This window comes from Bathymodiolus platifrons methanotrophic gill symbiont (assembly GCF_002189065.1).
Lineage (GTDB): Bacteria > Pseudomonadota > Gammaproteobacteria > Methylococcales > Methylomonadaceae > Methyloprofundus.
The window spans coordinates 1-21043 of record NZ_BDMN01000167.1; the positions used below are offsets into that span (position 1 = coordinate 1).

Genomic DNA, 21043 nt, shown 5'->3' on the forward strand with positions numbered 1-21043 from the left:
GGCGACAGGAGTCCCGGAATTTCGTGAGGTAGCATGGTGCGGCTATCACCTTTTACAACTCATATACAAACTATAAACGAACGTTTATAGTTTGTATTGCTAAGTAAAACGCGTATTTGTATAGTGAAAAGAAAGTCGGGGAGTCCCTACTTTTGCGAAAGCTCATTTTGGGCGTCCAAGCCCAAGTTCGCGGCAAAAGCTTAACGGGACTGATTAAAATCTGCGATGCCCTGATTCGCCCTGCGTCCACTTATAAAAACCCTAGAGGGGTTTTTATTTAGTTACCTCAAATGGCTTGACGCGATGTCGGAATGCCTTGTATTTTATCTACGCAAAAAAGACGCTTCGAGAAAACACCCGGCCCTATCGCTATCACGGACTAAAAATCTTCACTTCGCTTAAGCTCCGTTTCCAGGATTTTCAGCGTTTGAAGCTTAATAAGCAGACAGAATTACCGCTTATATTTGCCATGAGTAGTAAAGAGCAGGTTCCGGATCAGGCTTTTACCGACTTATTAGTGACTCAGTGTCAGGTTCCCGCTGCACAAATCCTGTCCTGGGAATTTAATGTTTATGATACTCAGAAGGGCGCATTCTGGGGAGCTAAGCAAGAGTTTTATGCTGATAGTCAGTTAGATAACCTGGCTTCCTGTCATGCGGGTTTAATGGCTTTGCTTGATGAGGAAGTCTTAAATTCTGGCAATACAGTTGTTTGTGCTTTTTTTGATCACGAAGAAGTGGGCAGTGAAAGTACTAAGGGAGCGGATGGAAGTTTTCTGCCTGATGTTTTAGAACGCATTCCTTTATCAACATCATTAAATACCGAAGAATATAAGCGTGCTCTGGCCAGCAGTTTCATGCTGAGTGTTGATATGGCACATGCTTACCAGCCAAATTTTCCCGCTGCTTATGAAGCTGAGCATAAGGCCTATGTAAATAAAGGCCCGGTGATCAAATTGAATGCTAATCAGCGCTATAGTTCCGAGTCGGTATCTGAGGCAATGTTCATTACCTGGTGTCAGCAGGCGAATGTTCCGTATCAAAAATATGCACATAGAACAGACCTTCCTTGTGGTAGTACGATTGGTCCAATGACTTCGGCTAAATTAGGTATTCGTACGGTTGATGTGGGTAATGCTATGTGGGCAATGCATAGTATTCGAGAGAGTGCAGGGGTGTTGGATCATGCTTATATGATAGTTGTGATGCAGTGCTTTTTTAAAAATGAATAAAAAATCATTTGTAGCCTGTATTCCGCAAGCTTCATACAGACTACATTTGTGTTTCGGGTATTATTAGTTTGAACAATTAATAGCTAGGGCGTAAGATTAACGCCGTGTTGTTACTGAGTCTTGAGGTGTACGATGAATCTATGTAGAAAATTAGTTCTGGGTGTTTTTTTATCTCTGTTTGTTTCAGCTTTTGCCCATGCAACCCCTGATATAGCGGCGGGTAAAGAAAGGGCAGGGATGTGTTTTAATTGTCATGGAAAAGAGGGCAATAGCAAAAATTCAAATTTCCCAATTTTAGCTGGTCAGAAGCCAGCCTATCTAGTTAACCAGCTTCGTGCTTTCCGTGATGGAGCTCGAGAAAATGGCATGATGCAAAATATGGCAGCTAATTTGACGGATCAGGAGATTAATAATCTAGCCGCCTATTTTGCTTCAGAAAAGAATGTTAGTGCAGGATGTGATAGTAAGCTTGCAACTAAAGGAGAATCCAAAGCCCCGATGTGCTTCGGTTGCCATGGTAATAAAGCAAGTGGAATGGGTGTAACCCCTAAGCTTGCAGGGCAGCAGCCTGCATATCTACAACGGCAGTTACAGGCATTTAAAGCGGGTACTCGAAAAAATGGCCCTATGAGAGGAATCAGCAATATGTTAACTGATGAAGAAGTAAAAGCAGTGACTGAATATATGGGAAGTTTAAAATAACTTATTTCTAGTCCCCCGCTCTGGATAATCTCCAATAAGTTAAGAACATTAGGCACCTGGAAATAAATATTGAATGATTATTTGTCTCCAGGTACCTCAGCACATCTTATGCTTTTTTTAACCTAATGGAAGTGATGCACAGCGTCAAACCTTGCACCAAGATTAATGTAGGGCGTGGCTTTAGCCCGCCATCAGCCACTGACACACGGTATGTCAACGCCAAAAACCAATATGTCCAATACACCCTCTAGTTCAGATCGTAGCCTTTCCTTGATACTATTATTTGCCGGTACACTATTTGTTAGTGCAACGCTGATGTTTATCCTGCAACCTTTATTTGGCAAGCTCATGTTGCCTTTACTTGGTGGATCACCTGCAGTCTGGAATACCTGCATGGTGTTTTATCAGATGCTACTGTTTTTGGGCTACTTATATGCGCATTACCTATCAACCCGATTTTCGCATCTGCGCCAGATTCAGGTGCACGGCACATTAATTATCATCAGCCTCATTGCACTGCCGGTTGCTTTGCCCGAGCTTATGACACCGCCGACGGAAAGTAATCCTACTTTCTGGCTGGTCTGGACACTATTTATTGCCATCGGCTTGCCATTTTTTGTACTATCAACGACTTCACCATTAATCCAGAGATGGTTTTCGTATGTTGGTCACCATACGAGTCATGATCCATATTACCTGTATGCTGCAAGTAATATCGGTAGTTTACTGGCGCTATTAAGTTACCCCTTTATTATCGAGCCAAATATTGGTTTAAGTGCGCAGAAATCAGTCTGGAGTGTTGGTTATATTGGGTTAATATTGTTTATTGCTATATGTGCCTGGTATTTTGTACGTAATTACCAGAAAGGTGATACTCCTGATCAGCAAGAAACCGAAGTAAGAGCACCTTCAATATTGGCTAAATTACACTGGTTAGCCTTGGCATTTGTACCCTCTAGTTTATTATTAGGACTGACCAATTTTGTTAGTACCGATATAGCAGCGGTGCCTTTATTGTGGATTATTCCGTTAACACTTTACTTATTTTCTTTTGTGTTGGTTTTTTCGCGTTGGGCTAAGCCGATTCACAGGGTCTCGGTATTTTTACAACCTATCGTATTATTACCTTTTATAGCCTATTCATTTATTAACCCGGCCATACTACCTTACTGGCTGGATTTGACACTGCATTTAACGGCTTTTTTCCTTGCAGTGATGGTCTGTCATGGTGAGCTGGCTAAAAGCCGCCCACATACCGCATATCTGACACTATTCTATTTGATTATGTCTTTTGCGGGCATGTTAGGGGGGATGTTTAATACCTTTGTTGCCCCGTTTATATTTAATGGTATTTATGAATACCCATTGATGATTGTAGCTGCATTGTTATTACGGCCTGCTATCCAAAAGCAGGGGAGTGAACAATGGAAAAGCTGGGGTATGCAGGCAATTTTTCCCATATTGATATTTGCTCTGGGCTGGGGCATTTACTTTGCTGTATCGGATCTCGGTGCCTATATGGATAATATCGGCACAGCACTGATTTTATTTTCCGGATTGACCTATGCATTTCGTAAGCAGGCAATTAGTCTGGCTTTATTAACCGGGGTTATTATTTTCTTTATCGTCGGCTTACGCGTTTATATGTCTAATACGATTTATAAAGAGCGAACCTTTTTTGGCGTGTTATCTGTACGGGATAGTGTCTTGTTAAATGAGCAGGGTCGACCAGAAAAATATAAAGAGCTATTTCATGGCACAACTAAACACGGTGCACAACGCCTAGCTAGCCACGTAAAAGAGCCATTAACCTATTACAGTCGTCCTGGTCCCATGGGGCAATTATTTAAAGCTTATGATGGTATCAACCAAGACTGGCAAATAGGCATGGTTGGACTAGGGGCAGGGGCCTTAGCCTGTTATGCCAATCCACAGCAGGCATGGACATTCTATGAAATTGATCCGGTTGTTGTAGCGATTGCCAAGAATACACAATATTTTAGCTATTTAAAACGTTGTACTCCAAAAGCAAACATGGTTGTAGGGGATGCGCGATTATCATTACAGTCAGAAGCTGCAGGAAAGTTTGATTTGCTGGTGATAGATGCTTTCAGCTCCGATTCAGTACCTACGCATCTATTAACTCAGGAAGCCCTGCAATTATATTTTAGTAAATTATCAGTTAACGGCATTCTGGCATTTCATATTACCAACCGGCATTTGGAGCTAAAAAAAGTGCTATCTGATCATGCTAAACAACTGGACTATGTAGCATTAATACAGGAATTTAAACCCAAACAGGATATTCCGTTAGTGGTGGCAACTGATTGGTTTGTACTGGCGAAAAATGAGCAGGCTTTGGCTCCGCTCTATCAAAATGGATTAGGCCGCTGGCAAAAGCCTGCCTTATATTTTGATATGAAGCCCTGGACAGATGATTTTACTAATATCGTGGGGATCTGGAAGTAGGGTGATTATCATATCTGCGCGGAGTGTGGTTATTGTATTCCACGTTTAACTGCTAAGGGGTCAAAATTAATTAATACCCGAAATTAAATAGTAGCCCGTATGAAGCTGGCAGAATACGGGGAATAGGAGTCTCTGCTCATCCTGTATTACGCAGGCTTCATACAGGCTACATTTATATCCCGATTTGATACTTTCGGATTTTATTAAACCCTCATTCCTAAGTATCAAGTCCGCATGAAGTTTACGGAATGCAAGAAATAGAATTTTAATTTAGGAGGGGGCACAGTTGAGTTATGTGTAAAACGTGGCTTTAGCCCGCACTTAATCAGTTTATTTTAACGGCACTCTTGAAAATTTCTTCAGTAAGTAATTTATCATGGCTTTTATAAGGCACGATATCAACTTTTAGTTCCAAACCTTGTTTAATCATTGTCATTATAAACTTTATTTTCTGTTGCTTAAATTCCTCTCTAGTTAAATCCACATCAACAGCAAGATCAATATCACCACCTTTTTTAGAGTTATCAGTCCGGCTACCAAAAAGGTAGACATCAACTTCACCATAACTTTCTAAAATACAGTTTATAAGCAATTTTTTGAGTCTATTTGATAATCTCATCCATATACCTTTTAGCAAATGCGAGTGAGTTTAAGTAGTAACTTTCAATTTTTGAAAAAATTATCAACGCAGAATTTCAAATCCTGCAAAGCCTCTTGCAAATTCTCAGGATAGTCATGCTCCAAGTCATTTCTAATTTCTCTTAACTCTATCCAACTACCCAGGCTATCAATGATTTCTTCTTTTTCAATTTGATAAAGTACTTCGCTCATTTTTCCATTACTAATACCCGCCACCTCAAGTAGTGGGGCAAATATTTTGCACCTAAAAAATCTTGAACTGAAGCAAAGCGTTTTAAATAGGCATCTAATATTGCTTTTTCTTGCACGGAAAGAGCATTAAAAGTATCTGGCTGATAAATGTCTTTTTGAGTGATCATTTCATCAATCAACTGTTTATAGTCTTTTAAAGCGATATAATGATTATTCAATTTCTTAAATCGCTTTTTAAGAATTTCTTTTTTGTTATTCATAAACTAATCCAGAATAAAAAATTAAATGCCCTTTGTCTAACACGGATTTAAAATTATGTCATGCCATTAAACTTGACGCAGAGCGTCTACCCATGTATTCCCACGCAGAGCATAGGAACGAGATAAAATTTATCATAACTCTTATGAGGTGCAATCACCAGTGTGATAAATACAGTTTTGGTCTGGGTTTATTTTCTTCCAGAGTTTATACACAACCGATTAATTTTTTTTAAGATACAATTTATGAAACTAGGATCAATGAATTGCGTAGTGCCAATAAAATGAGATTGAACTCTTCCATACAAGAAACTATAAAAAAAGAAGTGTTAAATCTTCTGGGTGAAAATTGTATCGTGTTACTTTTCGGTAGCCGTACCGATGATAATCAGCGAGGGGGCGATATTGATCTATTAATCGAATCGCCTGTTATCATTAAAAACCGGATTCAACTTGAGTGCAAACTTGCAGCCCGCCTATACATCAAACTAGGCGGACGTAAAGTTGATGTTTTAATTAAAGACAGCCAGACACCAATCAAACCGATTCACCAGCAAGCTATTGAGCATGGAATTATCTTATGAAGCAATCATTAGAGCAGGATCGTTGGTTTATCGTTAAACAATTACTGTTGTTAACTGAAAAAGAAGTAAAACACCTGCGTATGACTAGCGACAGAATCAAGGCGCTTGATCCGAATCTACAGTGGATTGAAACACTGGAAAATAATATTGAATACAGCGAAATGCTGGATGCTTTTGTGTCAAGCCAATACTTGCAGAGGGTTATGCACTTATTATACGAATTCAGGTATTAATCGAATCCCCTGTTATCATTAAAAACCGGATTCAACTTGAGTGCAAACTTGCAGCCCGCCTATACATCAAACTAGGCGGACGTAAAGTTGATGTTTTAATTAAAGACAGCCAGACACCAATCAAACCGATTCACCAGCAAGCTATTGAGCATGGAATTATCTTATGAAGCAATCATTAGAGCAGGATCGTTGGTTTATCGTTAAACAATTACTGTTGTTAACTGAAAAAGAAGTAAAACACCTGCGCGTATGACTAGCGACAGAATCAAGGCGCTTGATCCGAATCTACAGTGGATTGAAACACTGGAAAATAATATTGAATACAGCGAAATGCTGGATGCTTTTGTGTCGCGCTTTGGTCGTCTACAAGATACATTAGGTGATGAATTATTACCAGCCATATTACGCGTAAGCCTTGAGCCAACCGGCTCTCAGTTGGATAATTTACTCCGTGCAGAAAAAATTGGCTGGATAAAATCTTCTGAGCAGTGGGTCGAAATCAGAACACTCAGAAATCGCTTGGTACATGAATATATGGACTCAGCTGAAAATTTATTACAAGCATTAAATACAGCACTTGAAAGTGTTAATGTTTTAATCAGCACGCAAAAGCGCTTTGCTCAATATACCGAGCAATTTAAAGACAAAATTTGAGTTTTCAAATACATTACGAACTTGCCATTTTTATATATTGTTGGTGGTGATGCCCCCAATGTGAATTCCCGTTCCTTAAGGTTCTTTGATAGGAATCACCTAAACAAATTATAACTCAAGAGTCACCTTAAACTCTTCGCCAATTTCTTCAAATTTAATGTATTTATGATTCTCTTTCGCTATTTTATAAACCATCGGTAAGCCTCTCCCTAATTTATCAATGTATCGTAAATTCTCCATAAACTTAACAATAATGGGATTAACAGAATAGGACACGCCATAGCTTAATTTTTCGATAGTGATCGTATTAGGTAATTTGCCGGGACTGATAAATTCAATTCGATCACTAAACATAAAAATCCGTATTCTTGAGCCTGAAATAGCATAGTTCCGGTGCACACAGGCATTAACAAGCAATTCTCTAAAAACCTTGTCTGGATAACTAAATCGATTTTGTACCGTTTTACTTCCTTCGATATGAGAAGGGCGTTGACAATTATTTTTTATAACCGCTAACGCCGTATCAACCTGATAATCTAATGTTCCAGTAATTGTCTGTTTATCAATTAATTCTTCGGTTATTTCATCACCAGAAAAATGAGCAAAGCTAATACAGGCTTCGGGCATAAATTGTTGCGGATTTAAAGAAAAAACCAGTAAACCCGCGATAGTTACATGAAAATCATCTGTGAGTATATCCGTATTTTTTAATAAGTTTTCTGGGTATTCTTCCTGAGAGAAGTCAACCTGATAATTATCAAAATATCCTGTAATTTTATTAAGATTGATATTTTTAAAACTGCTATTATCAATGCCAATAGCATCATAATGAAATACACCACTTTGCTGAAATAAACGCATTAATTCAGATTGGGTAGCCACTCTATTAGTTGAACCAATACGTATTAAAAATTGATGGTTCAAGGTTTGATAGGGTTTATCCTTACCTTTAGGAATAGTGACAACGATGACGTTTTTATTTTCATAATTGATCATCTGCGTAATAACATTAATCGCAGGAATTACATTATTACGCGCGATATTAGAAAAGTACTCTTCGAAATTTTGCTGTTCCAGAACACCGCGCACTTTACCATCATCAGATACGCCAACTAATAAAGTGCCTCCTTGGGTATTGGCAAATGCAATAATTTCCTTTGCAATACTTTCAGGCCTGGGTAGCTCTTCTTTAAATTCAATCGAAGCATTTTCCCCTTGTTGTATTAAATCCAGTATATTCATTTTTATCTCGTTCTCACGGTATTCGGGGTAGTGATTGATAGCAGCATATTGTTTAATCCATGCCTATCCGGATGTTGCACAAAAACCTATATATAGTTTCTCAGAAATTTACAAGCAATATTCGGAAGTGGGATCTTTAGTCCCGCAGGCTTGGACGGGACTAAAGATCCCGCTTCCAGTATTTCTGACTGCCCAGAATGTATGCAAATTATTTACCTGAAAGCCTATATAGTGTAACCGGATAGGCATGGTTTAATCCATACTTCAGAAATCATTTAAATACCTTCTGTCATATGGAAAGTGTATGCAAATCATAAAGGTAAGTTTATTACCTTGATTCCACTCTCTCTAGGGAGCGCTCAGCATTCCATGACGCAGAGCGTCAACTCATGCATTCCCACGCAGAGCATGGGAACGAGAATAAAGATCCGCGCCCCAGCACTAAACTACATTAATGCACTAATTTTTTGTCATGCCCGCAGGGAGGAGGGTATCCAGTGCTATGGACGGCATTGATCACATCCGTGTGACTGGATTCATAATGTGCATCCACGCACATTACCTTTCAGCTAAATGCAAATCTGCTCCTTGCAGATTAGTCCGGCCTGCCCCAGCCGTTGTTTGGGGCAGGCTCTGCCGGAATGACAAACTAAAAAACTTCAGAATTCAGTATCAAGTCATTTTTCGAGAGATCAGGAGTTTTGAAGTTACTCAAGTTATTACGTACATAAACCTGATCCAACTGCTTTAATACATTAAACAACGACCCTGATAAGAATGACAGAATCACTCACCATTAAGAGAATTATATTTTTGAGCCTTAATGAATGAGGCTTAGGAACATTGTGACGAACAAGATAAAGACAGGATTGCGTTTTTATATATTAAATGCATGGTATTTTAGCGGGAGGTGCTGTATCTGGAGCCACTCACTTGACGGGTAAGGTTGTTTATATCAACCGAAAAATAGCTATACCGAGGCCAACAATGGATAAAATAATTCCTATAGACCACATGTTCAATTGCCTCATATCCCGATGTATTTGTAAAATTTCTTGATGAACTTGTTCAAAACGTTTATCCACTTGATCGAAGCGTTTATCTGATTGCTCTTGCATTTGCTCAAAACGTTTATCCATTTGGTCGAAATGCTTACCTGATTGCTCTTGCATTTGTCCAAAACGTTTATCCACCTGCTCAAAGCGTTTATCCATTTGGTGCAAGACATGCTGGATAAGCTCTCTTTGTGCTTTGAACTCCTCACCCTGATTTTTCAGAGCTTCCTCAACTCGCACCATGCGTTCACGTAGTTCAATTTCATAAACAATCAGTGGCCTGCCTAAGGATTGTTCAGCTAACATGGTGTCTTTTTTCTAAAAACATGGTGTTGAAAAGTATATCATATTAGGCCATGGAAATACCTCTCCAAAAAAGGGCACATTAAATTTTCAAAGCAAATGTGATGAAGCAAAATCACTACCGGAAAGTGGATCTTTAGTCCGCTTTAAAATCACGGAGGTATATCTTAGACGACCAGTAAAAAGATTGCTGGCTTAATCTTTTTCGCAACCATAAAGGTAAAGCCGAACCATAAAATCCAACCCGGTAGCCTAGCCATTTCATAAGAGATTGTATGATTGCATAAGGAATTAATAGAGGTTGCTCATGCCAAACCTTTTTTAATAAAGCAGTAACAAAACCCACACCACGTGATTCAGCCTGGCCAACTAACTGTTGAATAATAGGGCTTTCTGCACGTACATAACCCGTATCAAAATAGCGCTGAAACTCTTGCCATAAAGTGTAACTGTGTGAGTGCTTAACAACGGCATCTGCAGCATAGGCAATTTTGTAGCCTTTTTGTAATAAGTCAGCGACGGCAAAATAATCTTCATTGGTTAATACTGATTTAAAGCCTCCTATTTCATTCAGTGCTGCATTCTTATAAGCGGCACAGCTATTGGAGCAGAAAAAGGTATATACCCCGTATTCAGCTACATCATCAATTTCACGGATTTGTGAGTTATTTCCATAATTATATTCTCGTGGAAAAGCCTCAAAAATATTAGCTCCCTGATATGCAATCTGCCGCCCGTAGCTTACGGCTATGTCATCATGCTTTATTAATGGTTTAACTAATAATTCAATTAAATCGGCACTAACAGGAATTGCATCCTGAGTTAAATAAACAACGATATCAGTATCCAGTTGTTTGCGGGCGTATTCACGAGTGGCACCGTGGTTAAAGTCTGCTTGTGGGATAATGATAACTTTAGCTTTTAGCAGGGTGAGGCTTAAAAATAATGTTTATTTTGTAACTGAAGTTTCCCAATTATTGAGTAGCTGAAATACACAATGCTGGTGTATCGAGGTTTATTTTAGGTGGTTTTGCCATGTTTATAGCAAACCCCTACTTAATTCCCCTTAGGCAATAGCATTTGAAACGAATGAAAAGACTATTTTTTTCATATAGTTGTAGCATAGTTTCAATTAGTGATGATTTTTAGTCCGCGATAGCCGTAGGGCCGTTATTTTGTCGGAGTCTGAGCGTTAGCGAAGGTGGAGACAAAATAAAAGGCCATCCGACACGGCGTCAAGTCATTTGGAGCCTATGTTCCGACCCCTTGTTGGGTCGGGACGAGGTGACGAGGACGAATCGGGGCCGCCGGAGGCATAAGTGGTCGCGTTAAGTTTTTGCTGCTTGCTTGGGCTGGGATGCCCAAAACAAGCTTTCGCAAAAATAGCGACTCCCCGAATTATATAATTGTAAGTAGAAATTAAATTATTAACATGCTGATTAATATCATCAGCTTTATTCCAAAAACGATTATAAGCAGTTTCACTTAAAATTTTTACCTCATCACTAGGCATATTATCGAACTGCTGAATAGCGGATTCTAAACCTAATTTGTCAGTATCATTATAAAGCAAACCATTTTGTCCATGCTCTACACCTTCAGTTGCACAGCAATGTTCTGGTACTATTGCTGGTATGCCATGGGCTAATGCTTCATAAACAACAAGCCCTTGAGTTTCATACCAATGCGTAGGAAATACTAATGCTTTTGCTTTTTGTATGATATTGCTAATAGCTGCTTTGTCCAGCCAGCCAGTAAATTCAATCGAGGGGTATTTCTGTTTTAAATCAATCAGCCCCTCTCCATCACCAACAACAATAGCAGGCAAGTTTAATTTTGAAAAAGTTTCACAAAAAGTATCAATACCCTTTTCTGGAGAAAGTCGGCCAATAAAAATATAATAAATATTCTTTTCTACTTCAACACGGTCACTCTTGATTACATCTATAGGATTAGGTACATAATGCAATTTAGCAGTTTCAGGTAGGAAGGGCTGAAGGATTTTTTTACTTAATTCTGATATATAAATAAAATGTTTAATTGAACCTGGGATACCACAGATATGTAATTGAACAGCATTACGTACAATTCGCCATATTTTATGTTTATAGCTACGAACATCACAATTTGTCTTGAGGCAATCTACGGACATTGCTTGCCTTAAACAGAGTTGCTTTTGTTGGTAGTCATAAAACCCACCGTTCGGACAGGCTGTAAAATAATCATGTAAGGTAAGTACCATAGGAGCTTTATGCTTATGGCAGACATTAATAATACTTGAACTAAGTGCTTTAACAAAAGCATGCATATGAACAATAACTTCATGATCAGCCCATTTGGTTAATAAGTTATCCATTGCTTTAGTAGCCTTTGCATTCCATATGCCTTGCGTCATTGCACGAAGCCTATTAGGATCATGGAGAATATCACATTGTTCTAAACATACAACGTTAACATTGCTATTAACTAGTTCAGGTATTACCGGCCCAACGGCAGCAAAAAAACTAACAGAATAACCTGCTTGATCCAATGCTAAAGCAGAAGTTATGGCTACATTACTTGCACCACCATTTATAAAAGCGAAATCGTTAACAATGATGATATGGATATTCTTCATCTTTAAGGCGTAAGTATTAAATTTTTTTCTAACTAAATCTATAACATATTCAGGTAAAACTAATTTAATAGCTTCTCTTACAAAAGCATCAATAAATCTACATATAAAATAAATCTTTATCCAAAAAAAATCAGTTTTATTCAGGACAATATCTTTGTATTCACTAATAGTTCTTAATATATTTTTATTACTTTCGCCTTTAGCTTCAATAGATGCAATAATGAAGTTGGTATAATAGATGTTGTATTGATTAGAGGTTATGTAATTAAAAATAAAATCAAAAATCAGCTGCTACTTTATATTTTTTATACTGGTAAGGGTTAGTTAGCTGCAACCTATTTAATATTAACATACTCTGATGACAGAAAGGCATACCTTTGAAAATTTCTAAAACACTTTTTGCTTTAACTGATTTATTTAATGTTGAATATCGTATTTCATGATCACCATACACTAGATCCGACTTGATGTTGTTTCTGAATATTGAGTTGATGGTATCGTTTCTCATGAACCAATCACCTGCATTCATAAAATTCACCCACTCTCCTGTAGCTAAACCAGTTCCCTTATTCATGGCATCATAAATCCCACCATCCGGCTCACTCACCCAATAATCAATTTGCCCCTCATACTTCTTAATAATTTCCAGCGTATTATCCGTCGAACCACCATCGATAATAATATATTCCACATTATCATAGGTCTGCCCGATAACGCTGTTAATGGTTTGTTCTAGATGCTCGGCACCATTAAAAACTACGGTAATTACACTGATTAACGGCTTATCCGCATGATTATGCTTAAAATAGCCTTGGGTACGTAAACCGCCTTCAGATTTTCGTTCAGGGTTATCTGGTAGAAATAAAACTGACTGAATTTTGTCCTCAGGTTTATTAGCTATAACAGGCTGTGTATGTGTAACGCACCGGGTAGTGCTGTATTGCGCATTTAATTCAAAAGTTTGGCTCTATGTGAAATACAGTGGGTAGTCGAATTTTAACTTACCACAAAGAAAGTAAATCATATTGATAAAATTATTAATATTGCGATAACCTCTTGCTCGTCGTTTGGCCAGTTGGACCTTGCTATTAATTCCCTCAAGAATTCCATTTGTAATCTTTGTTTCAACGAAATGAATAATGCCAGACCAATGGCTCCGAACGGTCTTTACAAACTTCATAAATGCTGAGATTTTAGATTTTTCTACTTCTTCACACCACTGCTTTAGAAAGGCTTCAGCCGATACTTTATCGGGCATTGACCATAAGCTCTTTCAATCGATATGCCTGCCCTAACGTAGGATATAGCTCAATCATTTCAGCTAATGAAACTTCTTGTTTATTGGTTAAGTTTTCTCGGTTCCTTAAAAAAGTATATTTGTGTCCTTTGAGTGCATCATGCTCTTTACGCTCACTAATCCTGACTTGATTCATTGCTTCATTTAATAATTTGACAACATGAAACCGATCGAAGGTTATCTCTGCTGATGGAAAAGCCTCTGCGGCTCCAGCAATGAAGGATGGCGATAGATCCCTACTTATTTGTTCAATTTGTTCTTTCTCTACCCCTTTGTTTTCAAGGTGTTCCTGAAGGTTATGCAAAGTGGCTTTACCTTTACCCTCAGTGACAAAAATAACACGAGACTCGTCTAAATCGACACCTAAAGTGACATATTTGTGACCTTTTTTTGAGGAGGTTTCATCTATACCAAGTTGAGTAATGGATGAAACATCATCCGCTATTTTAGCTTTGCCGATCCAGTGATTAAAGATCGTCCAGATTCGCTGTGGATTCACCTTTAACATTTCAGCAACCCGATTGACGGGCATTTCTCTTTCAATCAGTGCCCATGCCATGGCTTCAAATAGCAGAGTGAAACCACTGCCGGGGCGAGCCCAAGGGACTTCTACAGTACGAACTTTCCCGTCCGTTGTTGTGATGCGAGGAACAGAGCAATGTAGATAGCAAGAATGCTCAAAGAAGCTCAAGTGTTGCCATTGCCGATCGACTGTATCATGCACTGGGCAGAGAACCCCCGATTCATCAGCAAAACGGGCGCCTGATTCAAAACCTATCTGCAAATGAAGTTCATTCTGTTCTAAAATATTGTCGTTTGAAAAGATAATTTCTTCCACTTTCCAAGGCGATTGTAAGCCTAAAGCCATACTAAATAAAGATTCACTATTCATGGTATTATTATCGCACTACCCACTAGGATTCACATAGAGCCAATAAATTCTGCAGGATAAGTATTATTCGCATGTATACCGCCAACTTTAGCAGCAGCCAAGTAAACTTCATCTATACGCTCAGATTGAAAAAAATGCTTCAACCTCTGCTTGTCGAGTTAAATCCAGCTGGGACCGCTCGCGTAAAACTAACTCAACATCTTCCTGCTCAGCTAATTGTCGCACTAACGCCGAGCCAACCATCCCTTGATGCCCAGCAATAAAAAAGCGCTTCATATTAGTTCTCATACAAGCTCAATCCTCATGACTTACCGCGACATCATAGCCGTGTTTTTGTAATAAAGTATGGCGCTTAGCTTGCTCAAAATCATAAGCAATCATCTCACTAATCATTTCAGCTAAACTAATTTCTGGCACCCAGCCCAACTTAGCTTTAGCCAGACTGGGGTCACCCAATAAAGTTTCCACTTCCGCAGGGCGAAAATATCGCGGATCGACTGCAACAATGACATCACCTGGTTTTAGAGCAGTAATATCAGGATTCTCAATACGCTCAACAATTCCTTTTTCCTCAACACCTTTACCTTCAAAGCGTAGAGTAATACCTAATTCGCGTGCAGCTAAATTAACAAATTTACGTACTGAATGTTGTACGCCAGTAGCAATAACAAGATCTTTCGGTTCAGACTGTTGTAGCATCATCCATTGCATACGCACATAATCACGCGCATGTCCCCAATCACGTAAAGCATCTAAATTACCCAGATACAAACATGACTCAATGCCCAGCGCTATATGCGATAAAGCACGGGTGATTTTACGTGTACAAAAGTCTCACCACGACGAGGTGATTCATGATTAAACAAAATACCGTTACAGCTATACATACCATACGCTTCACGGTAATTCACAACCATCCAATACGCGTACATTTTAGCGACAGCATAGGGAGAGCGTGGATAAAAGGGAGTCTTCTCTGTTTGTGGTGTTTCCTGTACCAAACCATATAATTCAGAAGTTGAAGCCTGATAAAACCGGGTTTTTTTCTCCAAGCCTAATAAACGAATAGCCTCCAGTAAACGCAGAGTACCCAAACCATCAACATCAGCGGTATATTCTGGTGATTCAAAGCTTACCGCCACATGCGATTGAGCCCCTAAGGAATAAGCACGAAACAACTTCCCGATATTAATTATTTTTGAGGAATTGCACGGTAATTCCATTTTGGTAAATGTGTATCAAATACAATCGGCATTATTTCTTTGAAGTCAGCGGCATATTTTCGTCCTGTCTCGTATATTTTGTCGAGTATGTGAACAATTGTTGTTAGTCCTTTTGACGTTGATGTTCTAGAAATCAATGTTTTAACTGTTTCAACCGAGTCAAATACAACACCTTCACAAGCACGAGTCACATGAGGAAAAAAACGATGTTCAATGGGATTATACTTGGAGGTATAAGGAGGATAGTGGGCAATCCTAATTTCCAATCCAAGTGCATTCGCAGTCTTTTGTAAATCTTCTTTAAAAATGTAGTGCCGTGAGCTGTTACTCCCTCCACCATCGCAAAGGATCAACAATGATTTTGCTTTAGGATAATGAATAATACCCTCGTTTACCCACCATTGAAATAAGCTATCACAGGCAAATTCACTGGTATCATGACTCGTTCCAAGCGTGATATATCCTGTGTTTCGTTTGAGGTCATAAAACCCATGAGGAATAACACTGCCTGTTGCAGAGCTAGGGAAATCATGATCATTCGTTTGAATGGCTGCTTGTGTATAGAGCGATCCATTACGATAAAAAGTACCCAATAACTCTTTCTTTTTGGTATCCATACTAATAACAGGGTTTCCCGCATCCAGGTAGTCCTGCTTCAATTGGGTAATATTTTCAAATTGAGCATTGCGGTCAGGATGACCACCCATCGTAATGTTTTTCTGGGCTTTGCGCTTAACATATTCATGTTTTTTTAATAAATATCGAACGATATTACGACTGACAGAATAACCCTTTTTTAATAATTCACTGACGATTTCACGCGGCTTTAGATAAGTCCACCTAATAGATGAATTCATTGGATTGCCTGCTGTATGCTGTTGAAGAATATCTAAAAAGTCTTGATCTATTCCACTGTATTCAGGGGTAGAGGTCTTTTTTTTCGACCGCCTCCAGGTTGTCTGATTCCTGTTATATCCAGTTCTAATTCGGTGAGTTCTTTTTTTCCTTGGCGGATAGTTTTTGGGTCACACTCTAATAAAGCTGAAATATAGTTAACGCCACCATGAGATAATTTTTCACTTTCAATGGCGGCATACCGTCGCTTATTTTTTTCACAAAGTGAGTCATAAAATTTCTTCATCGACTTTTCGATATTTTTTTTATAAGGAAATGACATAAGACAACCACTGAGTAATAAATTAAGATAACCTTAATTTAGGGGAGATATTTCATTATTCAAGCTTGGCTGCTTCAGGAAGTTATTTCGTGCACATTCCTTAGTAGTCGGCGTAGTGATATCAGGTTTCTTTCATTAGGCCGTGAATTAATCAACACTTTGTCTAGGGAGCAGTTCGCTTATTACTCTTTAACAGTACCCATAAAAACATATCCGGGCCAGACCAAGCCATTTACTACGATAGGCTTAACCGCGCTATTAGTCACGCATCAGCGCGTGGCAGATGAAACTGTTGAAAAAATGCTGGAAATGTTACTCCATAGCCGCAATGACAATGATCTAACACAAAAACATTACCGTGCTGGATTTATCTCTAATAAAACCATGCGATTAGGCATCGCTGTACCGTTACACCCAGGCGCTGAAAAATATTATGCTCGACGTAATCAGCAAACTACAAATAAGTAATTAGGAACGAGAGTTTAATAAGACCCGAAAGTATGGCGCAGGATTTTGGCTTCACAGGCGTGTTAGGAAATAAGGCGCATAGCGGGCTACGTAACTGATTTTCTAGCGCGGTTGTGGAGTTAAAAGGCTAGTCAGACTCGGGTGTTATTGAATTCTTGTTTCTTAGTTAATGGGATAGTTAAAGTCGGCATTGCTAGATTTATCGTTCGCTTTTCCAGTTCTTTTTGCGTTTTTCTTTTTTTGCTTCTTTCTTGGCACGGATAATGGTCAGTTCAGCCAGTTCTGTTTGCATCATTTCAGGTGTTTCAAGAGTAATTCTGCCCAATGTACCGTCTCTGATTTCAGTGAGTAGTATTTTAGCGACTTTATCAATATCAATTTGCCCACCGGAGCGTAAACAGCCCCGTTTTTTGCCGATTAGCTGTAGTAAATCATAATCGGATGCTGGTAGTGTATCAATTTGATAGCGTTGTTTTAGCGACTCGGGGTAGTGATGTAAAAAAAACTCGCCAGCAAAAGAAGCGACATCATCATGCTTTAAGGCGGTATCTTTGATCGCTCCTGTGGTTGCAAGACGATAACCGGTATTTTGATTTTCCAGGTTAGGCCATAGCATTCCCGGTGTGTCACAGAGAATAATGCCATTATGTAAATCAATGCGTTGTTGGCGCTTTGTAACAGCCGGTTCATTGCCTGTTTTAGCAATAGTACGTCCTGCCAGGGCATTAATAAGAGTAGATTTACCAACATTGGGAATGCCCATTATTAGCACATGCATGACTTTGTTAGCTGTCGTCTTATGAGGAATTATTTTGCGACATAATTCAATGACTGTATCGACTTTATCTGTTTGTATGGCAGTCAGAGCAAGAGTTTTAACGCCATCCTCCTGTTCTAGGAAATCTTGCCATTGCTGCGTTCGTGTCGGGTCCGCTAAATCAGCTTTATTGAGAATCTTTATACAGGGTTTATCACCACGTATTTCTGATAATAATGGATTGGCACTGCTAAAGGGCAATCGGGCATCGAGTATTTCAATTAGTAAATCTATATCAGGCAAAGTTTCTTTAATTTCCTTGCCTGCCTTGTACATATGTCCCGGGAACCATTGGATCTTCATGTGAAATCTTTAATATTAGTGTGTTATTTAAGCAAGAAAAATCATACAAAAAAAATAATCAGGAGTAAAAAAGCTTTAGCTTTTTTTATTAATAGCAATAGCTATTGCACTCCTATTTTTTTGCGATATGTAGGCCGCATTCTTTTTTTGTGGCTTCTTCCCACCACCAGCGTCCGGCACGTTCGTGCTGGTTTGGTAGTACTGGGCGTGTGCAGGGCTCGCAACCGATACTGATATAACCCTGTTTATGTAACTTGTTAAAAGGTACCTGGTAGGCTTCAATATAATCCCAAATCTGAGCTGAACTCTGATTGACCAAGGGGTTAAATTTAATCAGTGGGTGCTCGTCAGTTGCAAAGGCCGGATCAACTTGTATTTCCGGGATATTTTGCCGTGTATCAACACTCTGGTCTTTACGTTGCCCTGTAATCCAGGCATCAACTTTAGCTAACTTACGTTTTAAAGGTTCAACTTTGCGTAGTGCACAGCATTCTCCATGGCCATCATCATAAAAGCTAAACAGGCCTTTCTGTTTGACAAAGGCTTCTAGGTGCTGGTAGTCAGGAATTAACAATTCAATTTCGATTTTGTAATGTTTTCTGACCTGTTCGATAAACTGATAGGTCTCTGGGTGTAGGCGACCAGTATCAAGGGAAAATACCTGGATATCCTGGCGAATTTTCAAGGCCATATCAATCAGCACAACATCTTCGGCACCACTAAAGGAAATAGCGACTTTATCGTAATTTTCCAGGGCATGTCTTAAAACTTTACGTGGATTTTTGCCTTCTAGTTCGGTCAGGGTTTGTTCGATATCGGTCATATAAGTGTTATTCGTGATGTGAGTATGTACAGCGCCGTGCTGGAAAGTTAGATGAATAAGTTTTTATTGTTGACTAAAATACTTGTGTAGAAAATCATCAAATTCCAGAGTGTCATTATTTTCTATTTCAGTTTGCTGTGCATGTGAGTCGGCCGCCATCTGGTTGAATTTTTTAGTTTCACTACTATTGAGTGTTTGTACAGTAAAGTTTTCTGCATGAGTACGTGAAATATTATCAGCAAAGCAGGCAAAGGGCTGATTACTTGTGCGCATTTCAGCTAATATACGAGCCGAGGGTGTTAAATCTGGTTTTTCAATTAATTTACGTTGCTCCTGCAGTACTTGATTATAATGGTTATCTGTTTCATTTGCGTCTAATATATCGCAAATGGGCTGCATGGAATCGAGTATTTCGTTAGCCCAATCCTTAAGGGAAATAGCTTGTTGATTTTTAATCAGTGTTAGCCCTGGTTTACGGCCTGAATGAGCAACTTTTAGCTGGTTAGAATTATGGGTACTAAAATCATCTGCATCAATAGGCGGACTTTCCTGTACTAAACAGCTGAGTAGCAACGCTTCGATAAAGCGGGCACGATTAGCATCAATACCTATTGGGTTGAATATATCCAGATCCAGAGAGCGAATTTCTACGTAACGCACGCCACGACGCTTAAGTGCAAGTGTTGGTTTTTCACAGGGTTGGATAATCTGTTTAGGGCGTACTGTGCTGTAATATTCATTTTCAATCTGCAGAATATTAGCATTCAGTTGCTGGTAATCGTCATCTACTTTTACCCCGATTGTTTCATAGTCTGGATAGGGTGTATTTATTGCCAGGGATAAGCTGTCTACATAGCCATTGAGAGAATTGTAATCAATATTTAAGTCGGCCTGATTATTACTCTTATAGCCTATATCACTCATGCGTAGTGACGTGGCATACGGGTGATACAGAGTGCCATTATCAAATTCTTTAAATTGTGCCATTAGTTCAGGGCGGCTTTTAAAGAAATTTTTGCAGATTGCCGGCGAAGCACCAAATAAATATAGAATTAACCAGCCCTGGCGTTGAAAATTGCGAATTAAATCAAAATAAGCGGATGATTTATAATCATCAAGCGAATCTTGTGAATTTTCCAGCTGGTGTAAGACCGGCCAGAGCGCTTCCGGGACAGAGTAATTAAAGTGAATCCCTGCAATTGCTTGCATAGTGCGCCCATAGCGATGCCATAAGCCCTTACGGTAAATATGTTTCATTTTACCAATATTAGATTTACCGTATTTGGCAATGGGAATACTTAAGTCTCCATTAATACCACAAGGCATACTGGTTGCCAACAAATGTTCATCATCAAGCTGGTCATACACATATTGATGAATATTGTGCATAAAATCCAGCGTTTGATCAATATGTGCGTAAGGAGGCGTAATAAACTCTAATAAAGCTTCCGAGTAATCAGTGGTAATATGCGGGTGCGTGAGTGCTGCACCTAGCTGCTTAGGGTGCTCTGTCTGGGCAATAAAGCCTAGATCTGAAATGCGCAGGCTTTCTTTTTCTATGCCTTTCAGCCCATTTTTTAACAATGACTGTTGCTTATGTTCTATTAAAATCTGTAAACGGTTTGAACTATTCATGCGCTAAATGCAAAAAATCCTGATAAAGGTGGGGAGGCTTAATTTATAATCCTTGAAATCGCAGTTGAGCGCGGATTTCTTCATAAAACCGTGAAGTGGGGCATACTCACCCAACAGGTGACAAATATTTACGATCATTTTATTTAATATTTAGGTAACTACTCAGCGGAGCTGAGTAGTCCAATGAAATTATAAAGCAAATTCAGGTAACTTTCCCTCAAAGACCAGGG

19 protein-coding genes and 4 pseudogenes are annotated in these 21043 nt (G+C 39.0%); 7 read left to right on the top strand and 16 right to left on the bottom strand.

Going from position 1 to position 21043, the window contains the following annotated elements; genetic code table 11:
* Positions 1–427: 427 nt before the first annotated feature.
* From CDZ78_RS10185 to CDZ78_RS10195, 3 genes and pseudogenes are all read left to right on the top strand, one after another.
* Positions 428–1231, top strand: a pseudogene (locus tag CDZ78_RS10185) (zinc-binding metallopeptidase family protein); the annotation flags it as partial.
* A gap of 132 nt (positions 1232–1363) precedes the next feature.
* On the top strand, positions 1364–1933 hold the full coding sequence (locus tag CDZ78_RS10190; RefSeq protein ID WP_087869918.1) for a c-type cytochrome: 570 nt from the start codon (positions 1364–1366) through the stop codon (positions 1931–1933).
* A 231-nt stretch (positions 1934–2164) separates the two neighbouring features.
* A complete protein-coding gene (locus CDZ78_RS10195; RefSeq protein ID WP_087869934.1) occupies positions 2165–4402 on the top strand; it encodes a fused MFS/spermidine synthase in 2238 nt (745 codons plus the stop codon).
* Between the two features lie 325 nt (positions 4403–4727).
* Here the strand turns inward: CDZ78_RS10195 and CDZ78_RS10200 are convergent, their stop codons facing one another.
* The 3 genes from CDZ78_RS10200 to CDZ78_RS10205 form a co-directional block, all read right to left on the bottom strand.
* Positions 4728–4994, bottom strand: a complete 267-nt coding sequence (locus tag CDZ78_RS10200; RefSeq protein WP_167374247.1) for a nucleotidyltransferase family protein — start codon at positions 4992–4994, stop codon at positions 4728–4730.
* A 71-nt stretch (positions 4995–5065) separates the two neighbouring features.
* Positions 5066–5233 carry a hypothetical protein gene (locus CDZ78_RS21900; RefSeq protein WP_167374248.1) on the bottom strand — a complete coding sequence of 56 codons (168 nt, stop codon included), beginning with the start codon at positions 5231–5233 and terminating at the stop codon, positions 5066–5068.
* Complete coding sequence (locus tag CDZ78_RS10205; protein WP_087869920.1) at positions 5230–5493, bottom strand: hypothetical protein; 264 nt, start codon at positions 5491–5493, stop codon at positions 5230–5232. The genes CDZ78_RS21900 and CDZ78_RS10205 overlap by 4 nt, the downstream gene beginning before the upstream one ends.
* 263 nt (positions 5494–5756) lie before the next feature.
* Here CDZ78_RS10205 and CDZ78_RS10210 point away from each other — a divergent pair, with 263 nt between their 5' ends.
* From CDZ78_RS10210 to CDZ78_RS10220, 3 genes are all read left to right on the top strand, one after another.
* Positions 5757–6074, top strand: coding sequence for a nucleotidyltransferase family protein (locus tag CDZ78_RS10210; RefSeq protein ID WP_244559218.1), 318 nt, complete (start codon positions 5757–5759; stop codon positions 6072–6074).
* Positions 6071–6307, top strand: a complete 237-nt coding sequence (locus tag CDZ78_RS10215) for a hypothetical protein (protein WP_087869922.1) — start codon at positions 6071–6073, stop codon at positions 6305–6307. Before CDZ78_RS10210 ends, CDZ78_RS10215 begins: the two co-directional genes overlap by 4 nt.
* A gap of 249 nt (positions 6308–6556) precedes the next feature.
* Positions 6557–6961, top strand: coding sequence for a hypothetical protein (locus CDZ78_RS10220; protein WP_087869923.1), 405 nt, complete (start codon positions 6557–6559; stop codon positions 6959–6961).
* 108 nt (positions 6962–7069) lie between these two features.
* Here the strand turns inward: CDZ78_RS10220 and CDZ78_RS10225 are convergent, their stop codons facing one another.
* The 10 genes and pseudogenes from CDZ78_RS10225 to CDZ78_RS23115 form a co-directional block, all read right to left on the bottom strand.
* Complete coding sequence (locus CDZ78_RS10225) at positions 7070–8203, bottom strand: RNA-binding domain-containing protein (protein WP_087869924.1); 1134 nt, start codon at positions 8201–8203, stop codon at positions 7070–7072.
* A gap of 950 nt (positions 8204–9153) precedes the next feature.
* A complete protein-coding gene (locus tag CDZ78_RS10230) occupies positions 9154–9564 on the bottom strand; it encodes a hypothetical protein (protein WP_087869925.1) in 411 nt (136 codons plus the stop codon).
* 133 nt (positions 9565–9697) lie between these two features.
* Positions 9698–10489, bottom strand: a complete 792-nt coding sequence (locus CDZ78_RS24305; protein ID WP_140413991.1) for a glycosyltransferase family 2 protein — start codon at positions 10487–10489, stop codon at positions 9698–9700.
* Positions 10490–10801: 312 nt separating this feature from the next.
* Positions 10802–12178: a glycosyltransferase family 4 protein gene (locus CDZ78_RS10240; RefSeq protein ID WP_087869927.1), complete on the bottom strand. Its 1377-nt coding sequence runs from the start codon at positions 12176–12178 to the stop codon at positions 10802–10804.
* Between the two features lie 277 nt (positions 12179–12455).
* Entirely contained in the window at positions 12456–13079 is a 624-nt protein-coding gene (locus tag CDZ78_RS10245; RefSeq protein ID WP_087869928.1) for a glycosyltransferase family 2 protein, read from the bottom strand.
* 66 nt (positions 13080–13145) lie between these two features.
* A pseudogene (locus CDZ78_RS10250) lies at positions 13146–14367 on the bottom strand (ISL3 family transposase).
* Positions 14368–14408: 41 nt separating this feature from the next.
* Positions 14409–14643: pseudogene (locus tag CDZ78_RS10255) on the bottom strand (NAD-dependent epimerase/dehydratase family protein); the annotation flags it as partial.
* A gap of 18 nt (positions 14644–14661) precedes the next feature.
* Positions 14662–15533, bottom strand: a pseudogene (gmd, locus tag CDZ78_RS10260) (GDP-mannose 4,6-dehydratase); the annotation flags it as partial.
* Between the two features lie 26 nt (positions 15534–15559).
* Entirely contained in the window at positions 15560–16576 is a 1017-nt protein-coding gene (locus tag CDZ78_RS10265) for an ISAzo13 family transposase (RefSeq protein ID WP_307190484.1), read from the bottom strand.
* Positions 16495–16767 carry a hypothetical protein gene (locus tag CDZ78_RS23115; RefSeq protein ID WP_087868120.1) on the bottom strand — a complete coding sequence of 91 codons (273 nt, stop codon included), beginning with the start codon at positions 16765–16767 and terminating at the stop codon, positions 16495–16497. The genes CDZ78_RS10265 and CDZ78_RS23115 overlap by 82 nt, the downstream gene beginning before the upstream one ends.
* 120 nt (positions 16768–16887) lie before the next feature.
* Between CDZ78_RS23115 and CDZ78_RS10270 the strand changes: the two genes are divergently transcribed.
* Entirely contained in the window at positions 16888–17235 is a 348-nt protein-coding gene (locus tag CDZ78_RS10270) for a TAXI family TRAP transporter solute-binding subunit (RefSeq protein WP_263458986.1), read from the top strand.
* A gap of 199 nt (positions 17236–17434) precedes the next feature.
* Here the strand turns inward: CDZ78_RS10270 and ylqF are convergent, their stop codons facing one another.
* The 3 genes from ylqF to gshA all read right to left on the bottom strand — a co-directional run bounded on the left by ylqF (position 17435) and on the right by gshA (position 20813).
* The gene (ylqF, locus tag CDZ78_RS10275; protein ID WP_087869930.1) at positions 17435–18355 is read right to left on the bottom strand and encodes a ribosome biogenesis GTPase YlqF; all 921 of its coding nucleotides are present in this window, start codon (positions 18353–18355) and stop codon (positions 17435–17437) included.
* 112 nt (positions 18356–18467) lie between these two features.
* Positions 18468–19196, bottom strand: coding sequence for a phosphoadenylyl-sulfate reductase (locus CDZ78_RS10280; RefSeq protein WP_263458987.1), 729 nt, complete (start codon positions 19194–19196; stop codon positions 18468–18470).
* Between the two features lie 45 nt (positions 19197–19241).
* On the bottom strand, positions 19242–20813 hold the full coding sequence (gshA, locus tag CDZ78_RS10285) for a glutamate--cysteine ligase (protein WP_087869932.1): 1572 nt from the start codon (positions 20811–20813) through the stop codon (positions 19242–19244).
* Between the last annotated feature and the right edge of the window lie 230 nt (positions 20814–21043).

Bases quoted from the DNA above. Each gene is read 5' to 3' on its own strand.
- CDZ78_RS10215 (WP_087869922.1), top strand. From the start codon at position 6,071: ATGAAGCAATCATTAGAGCAGGATCGTTGGTTTATCGTTAAACAATTA.
- CDZ78_RS10195 (WP_087869934.1), top strand. From the start codon at position 2,165: ATGTCCAATACACCCTCTAGTTCAGATCGTAGCCTTTCCTTGATACTA.
- CDZ78_RS10225 (WP_087869924.1), bottom strand. From the start codon at position 8,203: ATGAATATACTGGATTTAATACAACAAGGGGAAAATGCTTCGATTGAA.
- CDZ78_RS10220 (WP_087869923.1), top strand. From the start codon at position 6,557: ATGACTAGCGACAGAATCAAGGCGCTTGATCCGAATCTACAGTGGATT.
- ylqF (WP_087869930.1), bottom strand. From the start codon at position 18,355: ATGAAGATCCAATGGTTCCCGGGACATATGTACAAGGCAGGCAAGGAA.
- CDZ78_RS10205 (WP_087869920.1), bottom strand. From the start codon at position 5,493: ATGAATAACAAAAAAGAAATTCTTAAAAAGCGATTTAAGAAATTGAAT.
- CDZ78_RS23115 (WP_087868120.1), bottom strand. From the start codon at position 16,767: ATGTCATTTCCTTATAAAAAAAATATCGAAAAGTCGATGAAGAAATTT.
- CDZ78_RS21900 (WP_167374248.1), bottom strand. From the start codon at position 5,233: ATGAGCGAAGTACTTTATCAAATTGAAAAAGAAGAAATCATTGATAGC.
- CDZ78_RS10190 (WP_087869918.1), top strand. From the start codon at position 1,364: ATGAATCTATGTAGAAAATTAGTTCTGGGTGTTTTTTTATCTCTGTTT.
- CDZ78_RS10240 (WP_087869927.1), bottom strand. From the start codon at position 12,178: ATGAAGAATATCCATATCATCATTGTTAACGATTTCGCTTTTATAAAT.
- CDZ78_RS10230 (WP_087869925.1), bottom strand. From the start codon at position 9,564: ATGTTAGCTGAACAATCCTTAGGCAGGCCACTGATTGTTTATGAAATT.
- gshA (WP_087869932.1), bottom strand. From the start codon at position 20,813: ATGAATAGTTCAAACCGTTTACAGATTTTAATAGAACATAAGCAACAG.